The organism is Actinoplanes ianthinogenes, assembly GCF_018324205.1.
In the GTDB taxonomy this organism is placed as follows: domain Bacteria; phylum Actinomycetota; class Actinomycetes; order Mycobacteriales; family Micromonosporaceae; genus Actinoplanes; species Actinoplanes ianthinogenes.
In genome coordinates, this window is the sequence record NZ_AP023356.1 from 7,973,082 (window position 1) to 7,988,061 (window position 14,980).

Consider the following 14,980-nt stretch of genomic DNA (forward strand, 5'->3'; position numbering starts at 1 on the left):
CGCGGGCATAATCGCGTTCCATGAGCGACGCGTTGATCGAGAGCCTCATCGCGGCGGTGCAGGGTCGCCCCGACGATCTGCCGCTGCGGCTGCACCTGGCCGAGCTGCTGGTTGCGGCCGGGCGCGGGGCCGAGGCGATCGAGCACGCCGCTCAGGTGCTCAGCCGGGAGCCGGGGAATGCGACGGCCCGGACCCTGATGACGTCCGCGCTGGCCGGCCCGGCCGCTGCGCCGCCGTCTGCCGCCTCCCTTCCAGCCCCGGATGCCGTGGCACCTTCGACTCCGGCGTCAGCGGAGACGCCGGCCGCCGAGCCGCCGGCATCGGAAAGGTCGGCCGCGGAGCCGCCGGCATCGGGGGCGCCGGCCGGGGTCGACTGGGCAGCGATGGAGCAGCAGTTCGGGGACGTGGTCCCGCCGCGGTTCGCCCGGTCCGGTGACGAGCCGGAGCCGGTGACCGGGCACGGCGACCGGGCCTTCGACGTCGAGCGCTCCACCGTCACCCTCGCCGACGTCGGCGGCATGGCCGAGGTCAAGAAGCGTCTCGAGGTCTCCTTCCTCGGCCCGCTGCGCAACCCGAAACTGCGCAGCCTGTTCGGCAAGAGCCTGCGCGGCGGTCTGCTGCTCTACGGCCCGCCCGGCTGCGGCAAGACGTTTCTGGCCCGGGCGGTCGCGGGCGAGATGGGTGCGGCGTTCATTTCTTTGTCGATCACTGACGTGCTGCAGATGTGGGTGGGCAGCTCCGAGTGCAACCTGCACGACCTGTTCGAGTCGGCTCGCGGGCACGCCCCGTGCGTCCTGTTCCTCGACGAGATCGACGCGCTCGGGCACAAGCGCAGCCAGCTGCACTCGTCGGCGATGCGTACCGTGGTGAACCAGCTGCTCACCGAGCTGGACGGCGTGCAGGGCGGCAACGAGGGTGTGTTCGTGCTGGCCGCGACGAACGCGCCGTGGGACGTGGACGCCGCGCTGCGCCGGCCGGGGCGGCTCGACCGTACCGTGCTGGTGCTGCCCCCGGACGGCCCGGCGCGGGCCGCGATCATCGAGTTCCACCTGCGCGATCGCCCGGTCGCCGGCGTCGACCTGGCGGCGGTCGCCGCGGCCACCGAGAACTTCTCCGGCGCCGACCTGGCCCACCTGTGCGAGACGGCCGCCGAGTTCGCGATGCGTGACGCGATCGCCACCGGTGAGATCCGCATGATCAACCAGGCCGACATGCTGGCCGCCGCCGCGGAGATCCGTCCCTCCACCGACGCCTGGTTCACCACCGCCCGCAACGTGGCGATGTTCGCCAACCAGAGCGGCGAATACGACGATTTGGCCGCCTACCTCAAGAAACGCAAGTCCCGCTGAGCCATGACCGCGGCCCCGCTCGCACCTCGGCTCCGGACGCCCCGGGGTGCCTGTTCGCCGGCCCACGGCCGGTGGGGGAGCCATCAGGTGACGCGGCGACGGTGGGCGTCGGGTGACTGAGGCGCGGGCGCGGATCTTCGCCGGGCTGGGCCGGTTCGACCAGGCCGAGACCGAGGTGCGCCGCGCCTTGCTGGACCGCCCCGGTGACCCTGAACTGCTCACGCTGCTCGCCTCGGTGCTCCGGCTGGCCGGGAGGCACGACGACGCGCTCGCCGCCGCGGACGCCGCGATCGCGGCGGGACCCGCTGGGGCGGGGGCTCATGCGGAACGTGCGGAGAATCTGATCGTGCTCACGCGTACCGAAGAAGCCGTCGCGGCCGCGAGCGAAGCGGCGCGGTTGCGTCCCGGCGAACCGGAGATGCACCGCGTGCTGGCCCGCGCCCACGCCGCGGCGCGGGATTTCGCGCGGGCCCGCCTTGCGGCCCGGACCGCGGTCGCCTTCGATCCGCGGTCGGTGCCGAGCCTGCTCACGCTCGCCGAGGTGGAGCGGGTCGCGGGCCGCCGCCGGGCCGCCACCCGAGCCACCCGGGCGGCCCTGGCCGAGGATCCGGAGAGCCCCGCCGGGCGCTGGCTGATCGCGCTGCTCGACGCGGAACGCCTGCACGTCGGCGCCGCCATGCGCGGCCTCCGGGAACTGGCCGCCGATCATCCGGCCCGGCTCGGCGGCGAGGCCCTGGCCTGGCCGATCGTCGGCGTGCTGGCCGGGCTGCGGCGCGGAGTGGCGGCCGGGATCCCGCTGGTCCTGGCGATGCTTCTCGCGGCCGTGCGGTGGCCGCTCGCGGAGCTGCTCGCGCGGGGGATCGCGCTGGTCGCGGGGGTCGTGATGGTCGCCTTCGCGGCCCGGGTGCTGCTGCCCGCCGGGCGCCTGCCCTGGCGGTGCCTGCGGTTCCTGCCGCGACGCGCGGTGATCATCGGATTGGTCACGGTGGGCCTGTCGGTCACGCTCCTTCTTGCGTACGCGGTGAGCGCCCAGTGGCAGCCCCTCGCCGCGGCCGCCGTCCTGTGGCTCGTCTCGGTGGCGAGCGGGGTGCGGGGAACGTCACTATCGGCCCGATGAATCTTGCACGCCTGGCAAGATCGCCGGATGCTGTGCGTCATGGTTGATTCAGGTTCCGCTTGAGCGGTGGACACCGGGACTTTGCCGTTCTGCTGAACCCGCAGGTCAGGACCGGTGTTGCGAGCCGGTACTAGGGTCACCCCGGTGTCCCGTCATATCGCCCTCCTCCCGCGATGTAGCGACTTTTCTCTATTTATCGGGCCGGTGCCGCGCTACCTCCCGTTCCCTTTCCGTTCTTCGTCGCCGAGGAGCCTGGCGTGACCGTCGCCCCACCCGCCGCCACCCGGTCCCGCTGGCTCTCCGCGCTCCGTGAGCTCGGCCTGGTCGCGGTCATGTTCGTGGTCTACAAGATCGGACGCCTGGCCGCGAACGGTCACGTGGGTGAGGCGTTCGGCAACGCCCGCACCATCTGGGACCTGGAGCGCTGGCTGCGCCTGCCCGGCGAGCTGAGCGTCCAGCGCCGCCTGCTGTCCTGGCCCACCCTGGTCGAGCTGGCGAACTGCTACTACGCCTACGTCCACTTCCCGGCCACCGTCGCCTGCCTGATCTGGCTCTACCTGCGCCGGCCGGCCCACTACCGCTGGACCCGCAACGTGCTCGCGCTGGCGACCGGCGCCGCGCTGCTGGTGCACTTCGTGATGCCGCTGGCCCCGCCCCGCATGGTCACCGACACCGGCATGCTCGACCTGGGCCGCCTCTACGGCCCGGCCGTCTACGGCGCCCCGGAGACCGACCACCTGTCCAACCAGTACGCCGCCATGCCCTCCCTGCACGTCGGCTGGGCCGTGGTCGTCGCGATCGCCCTGATCGCCGCGACGTCGTCCCGCTGGCGCGGGCTGTGGGTCCTGCACCCGGTGATCACCCTGCTGGTGGTGGTCGCCACCGGCAACCATTACTGGCTCGACGCTCTCGCGGCCGGCGGCCTGCTGATCGCCGCCTACGCCGCGGTCCGCTCCCAGAGGCCCCTCTCCGCTCCTGAGCCGGTGCTGCTGCCCCGCCAGCGCGCTCTGCCAGAGCCCGCCTTCCGCCCGTAGCCTCCACCGCGCCGCCGGCACCGCCGGCACCGCCGGCACCGCGTCCTTCCAAGCCGTGTCGGGCCGAGCCGGACTCGTCCCGCACCGCACCGCTCCGCGTCGCCCGCGCCTCCGCCGCACCGCGTCCGCGCAAGCCGTGTCGGGCCGAGCCGGACCCGTCCCGCACCCGCACCCGCACCGCATCGTCCGCGCCGCCGTCGCACCGCGTCCGCCCGAGCCGTGTCGGGTCGAGCCGGGTCGGGGGTCGGGTCGAGCCGTGTCGGGCCGCATGGCCCGCGCCGCCGTCGCACCGCGTCCGCCCGAGCCGTGTCGGGCCGAGCCGTGTCGGGCCGAGCCGGGTCGGGGGTCGGGTCGAGCCGTGTCGGGCCGCATGGCCCGCGCCGCCGCCGCACCGCGGCCGCCCGAGCCTTATCGGGCCGAGCCGGTTCGGGCCGTGTCAGTGTCGGGCCGTCCCGCGCTGTGCTGTGCCGGGTCGTGCTGTGCGGGGGCGTGCCGGCTTTGTGGAACGCGCCGCCGACCGGTGAGCCGGCGGTCCGTTCCTCGCCCCGCTCGGCCGGGCCGGGTGCTGTGGGCGTACCGAAAGAATCGGACCGCGGGCCGAAGCGGTGTGCGGACCGTGCCCGGCCGCCTGCCGGCATCTGACCTTGTCGGCCGCGAGCCGTGACAGGCGGCCGCGACCGTGCCCACCGGATCCCTTCCCGGCAACGGGCCGTGACCTGTGGTGGCTAGTCCCACCAGTTCAACGGGTTGCCGTCCGGGTCGTAGACGTTGCTGTATTCCCAGTGGTGGCCGCGTGGGACGGTCCACTCGTTGATGGCGGCCTCGACGGTGTCGAAACCGGCGGCGGCAGGGACGGTGATGACGATGAAGCGGCGGTCCGGTGGCAGTTCCACGATGCCGCCCAGGTCGTCGAAGGTGTCCCGGAGCGGGGCCAGGTCGTCGGCGCCCGGTGGCTCGGCGGGTACGACCAGCAGGCAGATGTTGCCGCCGCGCTGCACGACTTCGAAGCTGCCGCCCGCGTGTACCCGGATCCGATCGCCCGCCGCGATCCCCTCGACGAACGCGGGCGTGCCGAGCACCAGGTGCAGATCCGGCTCGATGGTCCGGGTCAGCACCGTTTCGTAGACAAGGTGGCCACCCGCCCCGAGCCCGGCCAGCAACCGGACGTGCGAGTGTCCCGCCAATTCCTCAACGGTCACGCCGGGCATTCTGGGGCATTTTGGTCATCGGTCGCTCCGCAACGCGCCGCAGTCTCGCATATCGTTGCCGACTCGCGATCTTCGCTTTCCCCGATGGGCCGGCCGGGCGGCGTGCCGCCCGGCCGACGCCGCTGGTCAGCAGTTGCGCAGTTCGGGGGACTGGTTCAGGAGTTGGCCGCGGGGGGAGACGAAGCGCTGGAAGCGCTCGCTGCCCACGGCGGAGAAGTCGAACGCGGCGACTCGGTGGCAGTTCTGGAAGGCGAGCTTGGCGCCGAAGTGGCGTTCCAGCCCACCGCGGATGGCGTCACTGGCCAGGGCTCGCAGCAGCTGGCCGCGCTCCGCCTCGCACGGCGGCGGCACCTCGTGATCCGCGAAGTCCGCCCCGTTGGCACGCAGGTCGGTCATCACCGTGCTGACGACTTCCCATGCGTACGGCAGCGACTCCCGGACGCAGTCGACGAACTCCGCGTCGGTCACCTCCCCGCGCTCCGCCACGGCCAGCAGATCCGGTGACACGTTGAGCGACATACCTGTCTCCTCCTCGATCGGTGCTTCAGTGCCCTCATCTTGTTGGAAACGGTTTTCATTACAAAGACGACACGCGGGCCGGATGGCTCAGGTCGTACCGAAAGAGGGTTTGCGTCAGGCGCGGCTGAGGACTCGGGCCACGGTGTTGCGGGCGGCGAGGGTGAGGCGGTGCGCGGGGACGAGCAACGTGGCCGCCAGCTGGACGCGGCGCTGTTTCGGGTTGGTCAGCTTGCGGTGGCCGGCCTCGTAGCGGCGCAGGGCGGCCTGCGGGTCGGTGGGGGAGTCGGCGAGCGCGATGGCCAGGCGGTGGGCGCCGGCGATGGCCATGGTGGAACCGTCGCCGAAGAGCGAGACGCAGGACGCGGCGTCGCCGAGCAGGGTGATCCGGCCGCGTGACCAGGAGTCCAGCTGAACGCGGGTGACGGCGTCGAAGTAGATGTCGTCGGCGTCCCGCATGCGGTCGAGGAGTTCGGGCACGCGCCAGCCGATGCCCTGATACACCTCGGTGACCAGCTGTTTCTGTGCGGCGATGTCCCGGCGGCCGAGGCCGGTGAGCTCGGGGTGCCGGAAGATGAACGCGGCACCCGCCTCGCCCCGGCCCGGGTGCAGGCCGACCAGGCGTCCCGGGACGTTGAGCAGCTCCACCTCGTCAGGGTTCGCCGGCGGGCCGCCGAACTGGACGGTCGCGACGTAGAGCCCGACGTGGTCGGTGAACTCGCGCTCCGGGCCGAACGCGATCCGGCGCACCGCGGAGTGCAGGCCGTCGGCGCCGATGACCAGGTCGAACCGGCGTGCGGCGGAGCGCTCGAAGGTGACGTCGACGCCGTCCGCGTCCTGCCTCAACTCGGTGATGGTGTCATCGACGATCAGCTCGGTGTCGTGCTCGGTGGTGGACCAGAGCACCCGGGCCAGGTCGCCGCGCAGGATCTCGACGTCGCCGTTGCCGGGGCTCATCGGGAGGCGGGCGATCGGGTGACCGGCGCCGTCCAGGATCCGCATGCCTTTCGCCTGGGTGGCGGTGGCTCGCAGGTCGGGGAGGATGCCCATCTGCTCGGTCACCGGCAGGGCGGGGCCGCGCACGTCGACCGGGTTGCCGCTGGAGCGGAGGTCGCCGGCGCGCTCGACGATGGTGGTCTGCCAGCCGTTGCGGCTCAGCCAGTAGGCGACGGTGGTGCCCGCGATCCCGGCGCCGGAGATGAGTGCGGTGCGCTTCATGATGCCCTCCCGTGGTGGTGGTCCCTTTCAGAAAACAGCACTCAGTGCAGAATTGCAATGAGTGCCGATTTGCAGTTGGTGCGGTAAAGTGCGAAGCGTGTCTCTTCGTGATCGCAAGCGCATCCGTACGCGGCAGGCCCTGGTCACCGCCGCGGCTGATCTGTTCGAGTCTCGGGGGTATGACGAGACGACCATCGCGGAGATCGCGGCGGCTGCGGAGATCGGGACCAGGACGTTCTTCAGTTACTTCGCGAGCAAGGAGGACCTGCTCTTCCCGGAGACCGACGGGCGGGTGCGGGCCGCGATGGACGCGATCGCTGCTCGGGGGCCTGACGACGGGCCCGCTGAGGTGCTGCTGGAGGCGCTGCGCCGGGTGGGGGAGGACACCGATGATCTGACCGGGCGGATCGCGGCGCTGCGGTTGCGGCTCATCCGGACGGTTCCCGCGGTTCGAGGGCGGGGGTTGCAGATCCAGATGGATACGCAGCGCGAGATCGCCCGGCGGCTGGCGGAGGCGTTTCCGGACCAGATCGACGAGGTGACGGCGGCGGCGCTGACCGGGGCGTTCGTCGGTGCGGTGACCGCGGCGCTGCAGGTCTTGCTGGAGGACGGGGATCGGCCTGCTGATCCGGCGGCGGTTCAGCGGGCGATGGAGGTGGCGGTGGGGGTGGTGTTGAACCCATGGTTCCGGAAGTGATGCCGGGCCGTGGTGCCGCTCGAGCGTCGTAGCGGCGCGTCCGGCGGCCGTGGCGTTTGTGGCCGCGTCTCATCGACGTGGCGGTGCTCCAGGGCCGTGGCCGCGTCTCATCGCCGTGGCCGCGTCTCATCGCCGTGGCGGCGCTCCAGCGTCGTGGCGGCGCTCCAGCGTCGTGGCAGTGCTCCACGCCGTGGCAGTGCTCCACGCCGTGGCAGTGCTCCACGCCGTGGCGGTGCTCCAACGCCTGGTCCTGTGACCGGTGCCGTGTTGCCTCGGCCCCGCATCCAGCGGGCGGATGCGGGTGGCGTGCGAAGGTCAGCTGGTGGGGCGGCTCCAGTGGACGGAGAGGCCGGAGGCGGCGCGCTCGGTGCGGATCTCCATGGCGGAGCCGAGCATGGTGGCGCGGTCGACGACCAGCACCGACCCGTCCAGTGCGAAGGTCACCCGCTCGGAGACCAGCACCGGCTCACCCGGCGGCCGTCGCAGCAAACCGGCCACCGGCTCGGCGAGCAGGCCGGGGCGCACCACCTCGGAGGCCCGGTGGACCAGGTGGCCGTGTTCGATCAGCGCGCCGTAGAGCGACAAGTCACTCAGATCGGCATCGGCCAGCTCGGTGCCCCGCACCCAGGACATCTGGTGCACGGCAGGCCGCCCGGCGACCAGCCGCACCCGCTCCAGACGCAGCGCGGGCCCGTCGCCGAGCGTCGCGGCCGCCCAGTCCGGCGGGGTGCCGACCGCCTGGTCGAGGATCTCGGTGGTCACGGTGTGGCCCTGAGACCGCAGGTCGTCGGCGAACCCGTGCAACAGGTTGAGCTCATATCTCGCCCGGGGGAACACGAATGTGCCCCGGCCGGGCTCCTGCGACAGCAGGCCCTCGTCCTGCAACTGCTTGAGGGCCTGCCGCAACGTCGCCAGCGTCACCCCGTAACGCGTGCTCAGCTCTTTCTGCGGGGGCAGGGCTGCCCCGGGCGGCCACTCGCCGTCCTTGATCTTGCTGGTCAGGTCATCGGCGATGACCTGATATTTCGGCGTGCGCGGTGGCAGCGGGCACCTCCTGGTCGACCTGGTCGAGAGCGGCGCGGAACGCGGCGACCTCGGCTCGCAGGTCATCGGGTGTGGCGCCGTCCAGAACCCTACGCATCAGGGCGGCTCCGATCACCACCCCGTCCCCGGCCCGGGCGGCCGTGGCGGCCTGGGCCGGGGTGGAGATGCCGAATCCGAGCAGCACCGGCAGGTCGGTGACCGCCTTGAGCCGGGCGGCCAAGGGGGCCGCGGTGGTGGCCAGGGCGTCGCGCTCGCCGGTGGTGTCCATGACGCTCACCGCATAGATGAAGCCTCGGCTTCGCCTGCCGATCTCGGCCAGTCGATCGGGCGGGGTCACCGGTGCGGCCAGCAGGACGAGGTCGATGCCGGCGGCGGTGGCGGCGGCCTCGAGGCGATCGGCCTCGTCGACCGGGACGTCGGGGACGATCAAGCCGGTGATCCCGGCCTCGGCGAGCCGTCGGCAGAACGCTTCCGGGCCGCTGCCTGCCCCCAGGCTGCGGCCTGCTTCCGGGCCGCTGCCGGCTTCCGGGTCGGCTTCCGGGCCGGTGGCCGTGGCCGGGCCGGTGGTGAACGGGTCGCCTCGGAAGACCAGATTGGCATAGGTCATCGCGATCAACGGGATACAGATGCGGCTGCGGGCCGCGGCCAGGTCGGTGAGGATGGACGCGACACTGGCGCCGAGCCGCAAGGCCTGGTCGGAAGCCTGCTGGATGGTGGCTCCGTCGAGCATGGGATCGGAGAACGGCAGCCCGATCTCCACCGCGTCGGCGCCGGCCGCCTGGAAGGCCAGCAGGTAATCGATCCAGTCCGGGGTGATGCCGCCGGTCAGATAGGGATTGAGCCGTTTCATCGAACCTCTCCCGCCAGGGTCGCCATGTCCTTGTCGCCGCGCCCGGAGAGCGTCAGCAGCACCGTCGAGCCGGTCGGCAGGTCCGGGGTGCCGGCCGCGCGCAGCACCCAGGCCACCGCGTGCGCCGACTCCAGCGCGCAGATGATCCCCTCGCTGCGGGCGAGCCGGCGCACCGCGTCGAGCACCTCGTCGTCGGTAACGGTCCGATACTCGGCGCGGCCGGTGGTGCCCAGGTGCGCATGCTCCGGGCCGACACCCGGATAGTCGAGACCGGCCGCGATCGACTCGGCCTCGAGCACCTGCCCGGCGGCATCCTGAAGGACCAGTGAGCGATAGCCGTGCACCACGCCGGGTGTCCCGTTGGTCATCGCCGCGCCGCCGGCCGCCTCCACGCCGATCAGCCGGGCCGGTGTGTCGACGAATCCGGCGAACGTGCCGGCTGCGTTGGAGCCGCCGCCGACGCACGCCACCACCACGTCGGGGATCACCGGTGTCTGTGCCCGGGCCTCCTCGCCGATCACCCGCTGCAACTCGCGGACCAACCAGGGATAGGGGTGGGGGCCGCCCACCGAGCCCAGGCAGAAGTGCGCCTCGTCCACCGCGGCCACCCAGGCCCGCATCGCCTCGTTGGTGGCGTCTTTCAACGTGCGGCTGCCGCTGGTCACCGGGATCACCTCGGCGCCGAGCAGCTCCATCCGGAACACGTTGAGCCGCTGACGGGCGATGTCACGCTCACCCATGTAGACGGTCGCCCGCATACCGAACAGGGCGGCCGCGGTGGCGGTGGCGACACCGTGCTGACCGGCGCCGGTCTCGGCGATCAGCCGGGTCTTGCCCATCCGCTGGGCCAGCAGCGCCTGGCCGAGCACGTTGTTGATTTTGTGCGAGCCGGTGTGCGCCAGGTCCTCCCGCTTGAGCAGGAGGGTCACGCCGAGCTCGGCGGAGAGGCGCTCCGCCGCGGTGAGGGCGGTGGGACGGCCGGCATAGGTCGTGCGCAGGTGGGCGAGACGCTCGCGAAAGGCCGTGTCGGACCAGGCGTCGCGGAATGCCGCCTCCAGGGCGGCGCACGCCGGGACCAGGGACTCCGGAACATAGCGCCCGCCGAACTCCCCGAACCGGCCGGTCGAGGTTGGCACGCTCATCACTGACATCGGCCCTCCAAAGTTATAGAACTCTGCCGCCCAAGCATGCCATGCTGGGCGGCAGAGTTCTAGAACTATTTTGCAGAGGGGTTAGGCCACCTTGTACAACGCCTCCGGAGTCACCAGGCCGGCAAGCACCTTGCCGTCATCGGTGATCAGCACGCTGAAGAGCGATCCGCTCAGCAGCCGTCCCTTGCCCCACGAGCCGCTCACCTCGGGCAGCATGCCCAGCACCGCCTGGGCCTGCTGCGCCTCCTCGCCCGTGCCCTTGCCGGCCTTGTTCAGCTCGGAGAGAGCGTCCTTGGGCAGCGAGGCGGAGACGATGGTGGTCCAGCCCTTGCCGATCACCTTCGGCTCGGCCTGCTTCGACGCGGGCTGCTTCGACCCGGGCTGCTTCGGTCCGCCCGGCACGGGACGGTGCGGGACGGGCTTCGTCGAGGTGCCCGAGCCGAGATCCTTCCCGCCATGCTCGTCGATCTTCGCTCCGGGCGGCGGGTTGAAGGTGAACTGCTCCGCGTCCGGCACGGTGAAACTGATCGTGTCGAAAGCGACCCGGATCGCGGGCTTCACCGCGTTCTTGGCGTACACCTCGACCCGCAGCGGGATGTGCTGCTCGGCGTCGATCGCCAGCCGCACCTGTCCGACCAGTGATTCGGTGTCCTTCGGGCTGAGCACCAGCTCATATGCGTCCCGTCCGGCCACCTGGGCGGCACCCGTCGTCTCCACCTTGGTGGTCGGGTCGATCGCGGCGAGCGCCGCGTCGGCCGCCTCCTGCGGCGTCGACGGCACCGAGCTGGGCAGCGAGTCTCTGGTCGGCTTGCCGGCGTCGGCCGGCAGCGTCAGGTGCGTGCCGGTGTTGTCCGAGCTGCTCCACTGCCACACGTCCGACCCGTTGCGGATCACGTCGGTCTCGCCCTGCGTGCCCTGGAGGGCGACCCGCACCTTGTCCTGTCCCGCGTACCAGACGCGGGCGGTGTTGCTCCCGGCGATCAGGCTGGTCAGGCCGTTGCCGCCGGCGGACTTGCCGATGCTGCCGGCCAGCCCGGCGACGCCGGGCAGGCCGAGGTCGGCGCTCTGCACCACGGTGCCGGAGAGCCCGGCCGGATTGGCGCCTTGCAGATCCACCAGCAACTGGGCCGCGCTGCGGTCCGGCAGCGACGGGTCAGCACTGGCCACGATCGTGCCGGCCGCCGCGCCGCCCCCGATGACGACGACCGCGGTGGCCCCCGGTACCAGCCAGCGGAGCGCCGGCCTCGATTTCCACACGGACACGATGTCCACCTCCCGTTGGTATGCAGCCATCGTGCTTCGGTACCGCTGTGACCAGGCTGAGAGGGACCCGTAAGGGCTGGGCTCTAGGGGCCGGGCTGTGAGGTGACTGAGAGTCGATGTACCTGGCGGAAGGAGGCGTGCCAAGGTAGGTCCGTGCGGTTGCTGGTGGTGGAGGATGAGGAACGGCTGGCCGCCGCGCTGCGTCGCGGTTTGCAGGCCGAGGGATTCGCGGTGGACGTGGCCCACGACGGCCAGGACGGCCTGGAGATGGCCCGGCACGGCGGTTATGACGCGATGATTCTCGACGTCATGCTGCCCCGGCTCTCCGGATACCGGGTGGTGCGGCAGTTGCGGGCCGAGCGGCACTGGCTGCCGGTGCTGATGCTCTCCGCCAAGGACGGGGAGTATGACCAGGCCGACGGTCTCGACTGCGGCGCCGACGACTATTTGACCAAACCTTTTTCGTACGTCGTGCTGCTGGCCCGGCTGCGCGCCCTGTTACGCCGCGGGACTCAGGCGCGCCCCGTGGTCCTCGCGTGCGGTGACGTCGAACTTGACCCGGCGGAGAAACGTGTGCTGGTCAGGGGCACCGAGGTAACCCTGACGACGCGCGAGTTCGCCCTGCTGGAGTACCTGATTCGTCGTCCCGGTGAAGTGGTCTCCAAGACCGAGTTGCTCGATCACGTCTGGGACGCGGCGCTGGACACCGCACCCAACGCGGTGGAGGTGTACATCGGCTACCTGCGCCGAAAGATCGGCCGGGAGCGGCTGGAGACGGTACGGGGCGCCGGTTACCGGCTGGTCGCAGCGGACGCGGCGGCGCGGGACGCGCGGGCCTGACGTGCCCGCGGGACGTGCCGGGGGCCTGAGCCTGCCGCGGCCGCGCGACGGACGCGGGTGTGGGGCCCGCGGGCCTGACGGGGCCGCGCGACGTGGGGGTGTGGGCTACGCGGGCCTGACGGGGCCGCGCGACGTGGGGTGCGGGCTGCGCGAACCTGACAGGGCCGCGCGACGCGGGGGTGCGGGCTGCGCGAGTCTTACGCGGCTGGGCGACGTGGGGTGTGGGCTGCGCGAGCCTGACGCGGCCGCGTGAGGTGCCGGCGGTGCGTTGGTGAGTGGGAGAGGTGGACGGGTGTGATCGGGGAGACGCCGAAGGCGAGGCGTTAGATGCGCAGGCGGCTTCGGGAACTCAGTCTGCGGGCTCGGCTGTTGCTGACCTCGGCGGCGGCGCTGGCGCTCGGGCTGGCGGCGGGTGGGGTGCTGCTCGTCGCGGTGCTCACCTTCGCGCAGGGCCGGGCGCTGCACACCGAGGCGCTGGAGACGGCCGAGGGCGTGGCCCGGCTGGTCAACCAGGACCAGCTCACCGACCCGATCCCGGTCACGCCGGGGGTGCAGGTGCAGGTCATCGACGAGCAGGGCCGGGTGCGGGCGGTGTCCGCGACCGCGGACCGGCTGGTGCCGATCCTGTACGAGGACGAGCTGCGGGACCTGCCCGACAAGGAGGGCAGGGTGATCCCCGGGGAGCGGATCGGCTTCGAGGGACCGGCCCGGGTGGTCAAGGTGACCGCGGGGAAGGCCACCCATCCGTTGCGGATCCTGGTGGCCCGGTCGACCAGCCAGCAGACCCAGAGCGTGCACCTGCTGCGCGTCACGTTGCTGATCGCGTTCCCGCTGCTGGTGGCGCTGCTCGCGGCCGGGCTGTGGCGGGCGCTGGGCGCGGCGCTGCGGCCGGTCGACGCGTTGCGGGCCGGGGCCGAGGAGATCACCGGGGGGACCCGGGCCGGGCGACTGCCGGTGCCGAACTCCCGCGACGAGGTCGGGCGGCTCGCGATCACGCTGAACGACATGCTCCATCGGCTGGACACCGCGCGGGCACGGCAGCGGGCGTTCGTGGCGGACGCGGCACACGAGTTGCGCAGCCCGCTCACCAACATGCGTACCGAATTGGAGGTCGCGCAGCGACTGCCGGACGACACCGACTGGCCGGCGCTCACCGACGATCTGCTCGCCGACGTGCAGCGGCTCTCCCGGCTGGTGGACGACCTGCTGCTGCTGGCCCGCTCGGACGACGGGGCGGGGCGGGCGGTCGCCGGGCGGCCCGAGGAGATCGACCTGGGGCAGCTGGCCGGGGAGGTGGCGGCTCGCTATCCGGAGGTGGTGCACGAGGACGCGGCCGGGCCGCTGCCGCTGGTCGCTGAGCCGGACGCGCTCGCCCGGGTGGTGGCCAATCTGCTGGACAACGCCTGCCGGCACCGGCGCTCGACCGTGACGGTGCGCACCGCCGCGGACCGGGACGACCTGCTGATCGTGGTCACCGACGACGGGCCGGGCATTCCGGCGGCGGATCGGGAGCGGGTGTTCGATCGGTTCACCCGGCTGGACGATGCGCGAGCACGGGACGCGGGCGGGTCCGGGCTGGGGCTGGCGATCGTCCGGGAGTTGGTGCGGCGGCACGGTGGCTCGGTCACGTTGGGGGACGCGGAACCCGGGCTGCGGGTCGAGGTGCGGCTGCCCCGGCACACCGGGGCCAAGGGTGCGACGGTGACAGGCGAAGCGCCGACCAGGCCGAGCGACGCGACAACCCGACCGGGCGCGCCGGGAGCCGAGACGGGCGTGCCGAAAGGACGGGACGTGATCACGAATGGGTGAGAGGGGCGGAAAAGGCGGGGAACGGCGGGAACTTCTCGGATCATCGGGCCGACCAAGGGAGCGTGCCCGGCAGCGGGCGACGATACGACGGAAGGTTCCCCCAACGATGTCGCTGCTCAAGCGTTCCGCAGTGGTGGCCGCCGCGGCCGGGTTGCTGACCCTGGCTCTGGCCGGTCCGGCCTCGGCACACGTGACGGTCAATCCGAACACGGCCACCGCCGGCGGATACGCGAAGGTGTCGTTCCGTGTGCCGAACGAGTCGGACACCGCCTCCACCGTCAAGCTCGAAGTGACCCTTCCCGCCGACCAGCCGGTCGCCTCGGTCTCGGTGAAGCCGGTTCCGGGCTGGACCGCGGTCGCCGTGAAGAGCAAGCTGGCCACCCCGATCAAGGCGCACGACACCGAGATCACCGAGGCGGTCTCGAAGATCACCTGGACCGCGGCGAAGGGTTCGGAGATCAAGCCGGGGCAGTTCCAGGAGTTCGACGTGTCGATGGGCGCGCTGCCGCAGTCGGGGCAGCTGGTGTTCAAGGCCCTCCAGACCTATTCGGACGGCAACGTGGTGCGCTGGATCGACGAGCCGACCACCGACGGCACCGAGCCGGAGATGCCGGCGCCGGTGCTGACGATCGTGCCGGCCGCGACCAGCAGCGCCGCACCCTCGGCGGGTGCGGTGGCGCCGGCGGCCGAGGCTGCTGACGAGGACTCGGGGAGCGGCAACGGGCTCGCGCTCGCCGGCCTCATCGCGGGACTGATCGCGCTGGTGCTGGCCGGGTTGGCGTACGCGAAAGCCGGTCGCAAGCCGGAAGCGACCGCGCCGGGCAAGCCTGCCGCGAGCTGAGTCCCACCGCGGCCGATCTTTTCGCGCGGGCAGAGCTGGCGAG

Annotated in this window: 14 protein-coding genes; 7 read left to right on the top strand and 7 right to left on the bottom strand. The window is 72.1% G+C overall.

The genetic code is table 11. The features are described 5' to 3' along the window. Nucleotides 1-20 precede the first annotated feature (20 nt). From Aiant_RS35905 to Aiant_RS35915, 3 genes are all read left to right on the top strand, one after another. The gene (locus tag Aiant_RS35905) at nt 21-1,349 is read left to right on the top strand and encodes an AAA family ATPase (protein WP_189331798.1); all 1,329 of its coding nucleotides are present in this window, start codon (nt 21-23) and stop codon (nt 1,347-1,349) included. Between the two features lie 112 nt (nt 1,350-1,461). Next, entirely contained in the window at nt 1,462-2,466 is a 1,005-nt protein-coding gene (locus Aiant_RS35910; RefSeq protein ID WP_189331797.1) for a tetratricopeptide repeat protein, read from the top strand. A gap of 257 nt (nt 2,467-2,723) precedes the next feature. After that, nucleotides 2,724-3,500 (top strand): phosphatase PAP2 family protein, encoded by a 777-nt coding sequence (locus Aiant_RS35915; RefSeq protein ID WP_229830292.1) that lies wholly within the window; start codon nt 2,724-2,726, stop codon nt 3,498-3,500. 725 nt (nt 3,501-4,225) lie between these two features. Here Aiant_RS35915 and Aiant_RS35920 read toward each other — a convergent pair. The 3 genes from Aiant_RS35920 to Aiant_RS35930 all read right to left on the bottom strand — a co-directional run bounded on the left by Aiant_RS35920 (nt 4,226) and on the right by Aiant_RS35930 (nt 6,442). Then, nucleotides 4,226-4,699 (bottom strand): DUF4265 domain-containing protein, encoded by a 474-nt coding sequence (locus tag Aiant_RS35920; protein ID WP_189331796.1) that lies wholly within the window; start codon nt 4,697-4,699, stop codon nt 4,226-4,228. Between the two features lie 135 nt (nt 4,700-4,834). Beyond that, nucleotides 4,835-5,227, bottom strand: a complete 393-nt coding sequence (locus Aiant_RS35925) for an SCO5389 family protein (protein WP_189331795.1) — start codon at nt 5,225-5,227, stop codon at nt 4,835-4,837. Nucleotides 5,228-5,341: 114 nt separating this feature from the next. Further along, nucleotides 5,342-6,442: an FAD-dependent monooxygenase gene (locus Aiant_RS35930; RefSeq protein ID WP_229830290.1), complete on the bottom strand. Its 1,101-nt coding sequence runs from the start codon at nt 6,440-6,442 to the stop codon at nt 5,342-5,344. Nucleotides 6,443-6,539: 97 nt separating this feature from the next. Here Aiant_RS35930 and Aiant_RS35935 point away from each other — a divergent pair, with 97 nt between their 5' ends. Next, nucleotides 6,540-7,139 carry a TetR/AcrR family transcriptional regulator gene (locus Aiant_RS35935; RefSeq protein WP_189331794.1) on the top strand — a complete coding sequence of 200 codons (600 nt, stop codon included), beginning with the start codon at nt 6,540-6,542 and terminating at the stop codon, nt 7,137-7,139. 315 nt (nt 7,140-7,454) lie between these two features. Here Aiant_RS35935 and Aiant_RS35940 read toward each other — a convergent pair whose 3' ends face one another. The 4 genes from Aiant_RS35940 to Aiant_RS35955 all read right to left on the bottom strand — a co-directional run bounded on the left by Aiant_RS35940 (nt 7,455) and on the right by Aiant_RS35955 (nt 11,447). Then, on the bottom strand, nt 7,455-8,249 hold the full coding sequence (locus tag Aiant_RS35940) for a GntR family transcriptional regulator (protein ID WP_189331793.1): 795 nt from the start codon (nt 8,247-8,249) through the stop codon (nt 7,455-7,457). Next, entirely contained in the window at nt 8,143-9,033 is an 891-nt protein-coding gene (gene trpA, locus Aiant_RS35945) for a tryptophan synthase subunit alpha (RefSeq protein WP_189331792.1), read from the bottom strand. Before trpA ends, Aiant_RS35940 begins: the two co-directional genes overlap by 107 nt. After that, nucleotides 9,030-10,175: a tryptophan synthase subunit beta gene (gene trpB, locus Aiant_RS35950; protein ID WP_425322640.1), complete on the bottom strand. Its 1,146-nt coding sequence runs from the start codon at nt 10,173-10,175 to the stop codon at nt 9,030-9,032. The genes trpA and trpB overlap by 4 nt, the downstream gene beginning before the upstream one ends. 90 nt (nt 10,176-10,265) lie before the next feature. Continuing rightward, nucleotides 10,266-11,447 (bottom strand): LolA family protein, encoded by a 1,182-nt coding sequence (locus tag Aiant_RS35955; protein WP_189331876.1) that lies wholly within the window; start codon nt 11,445-11,447, stop codon nt 10,266-10,268. Between the two features lie 153 nt (nt 11,448-11,600). Between Aiant_RS35955 and Aiant_RS35960 the strand changes: the two genes are divergently transcribed. From Aiant_RS35960 to Aiant_RS35970, 3 genes are all read left to right on the top strand, one after another. Continuing rightward, nucleotides 11,601-12,287: a response regulator transcription factor gene (locus Aiant_RS35960; protein ID WP_189331790.1), complete on the top strand. Its 687-nt coding sequence runs from the start codon at nt 11,601-11,603 to the stop codon at nt 12,285-12,287. Nucleotides 12,288-12,656: 369 nt separating this feature from the next. After that, nucleotides 12,657-14,096, top strand: coding sequence for a sensor histidine kinase (locus tag Aiant_RS35965; RefSeq protein ID WP_425322729.1), 1,440 nt, complete (start codon nt 12,657-12,659; stop codon nt 14,094-14,096). 106 nt (nt 14,097-14,202) lie between these two features. Continuing rightward, complete coding sequence (locus tag Aiant_RS35970; RefSeq protein WP_189331788.1) at nt 14,203-14,937, top strand: YcnI family protein; 735 nt, start codon at nt 14,203-14,205, stop codon at nt 14,935-14,937. The last annotated feature ends 43 nt before the right edge of the window (nt 14,938-14,980 follow it).

Excerpts from the sequence above, each read along its gene's own strand:
- Aiant_RS35940 (WP_189331793.1), bottom strand. The coding sequence starts at position 8,249 with ATGACCTGCGAGCCGAGGTCGCCGCGTTCCGCGCCGCTCTCGACCAGG.
- Aiant_RS35905 (WP_189331798.1), top strand. The coding sequence starts at position 21 with ATGAGCGACGCGTTGATCGAGAGCCTCATCGCGGCGGTGCAGGGTCGC.
- Aiant_RS35930 (WP_229830290.1), bottom strand. The coding sequence starts at position 6,442 with ATGAAGCGCACCGCACTCATCTCCGGCGCCGGGATCGCGGGCACCACC.
- trpA (WP_189331792.1), bottom strand. The coding sequence starts at position 9,033 with ATGAAACGGCTCAATCCCTATCTGACCGGCGGCATCACCCCGGACTGG.
- Aiant_RS35970 (WP_189331788.1), top strand. The coding sequence starts at position 14,203 with ATGTCGCTGCTCAAGCGTTCCGCAGTGGTGGCCGCCGCGGCCGGGTTG.
- Aiant_RS35925 (WP_189331795.1), bottom strand. The coding sequence starts at position 5,227 with ATGTCGCTCAACGTGTCACCGGATCTGCTGGCCGTGGCGGAGCGCGGG.
- trpB (WP_425322640.1), bottom strand. The coding sequence starts at position 10,175 with ATGAGCGTGCCAACCTCGACCGGCCGGTTCGGGGAGTTCGGCGGGCGC.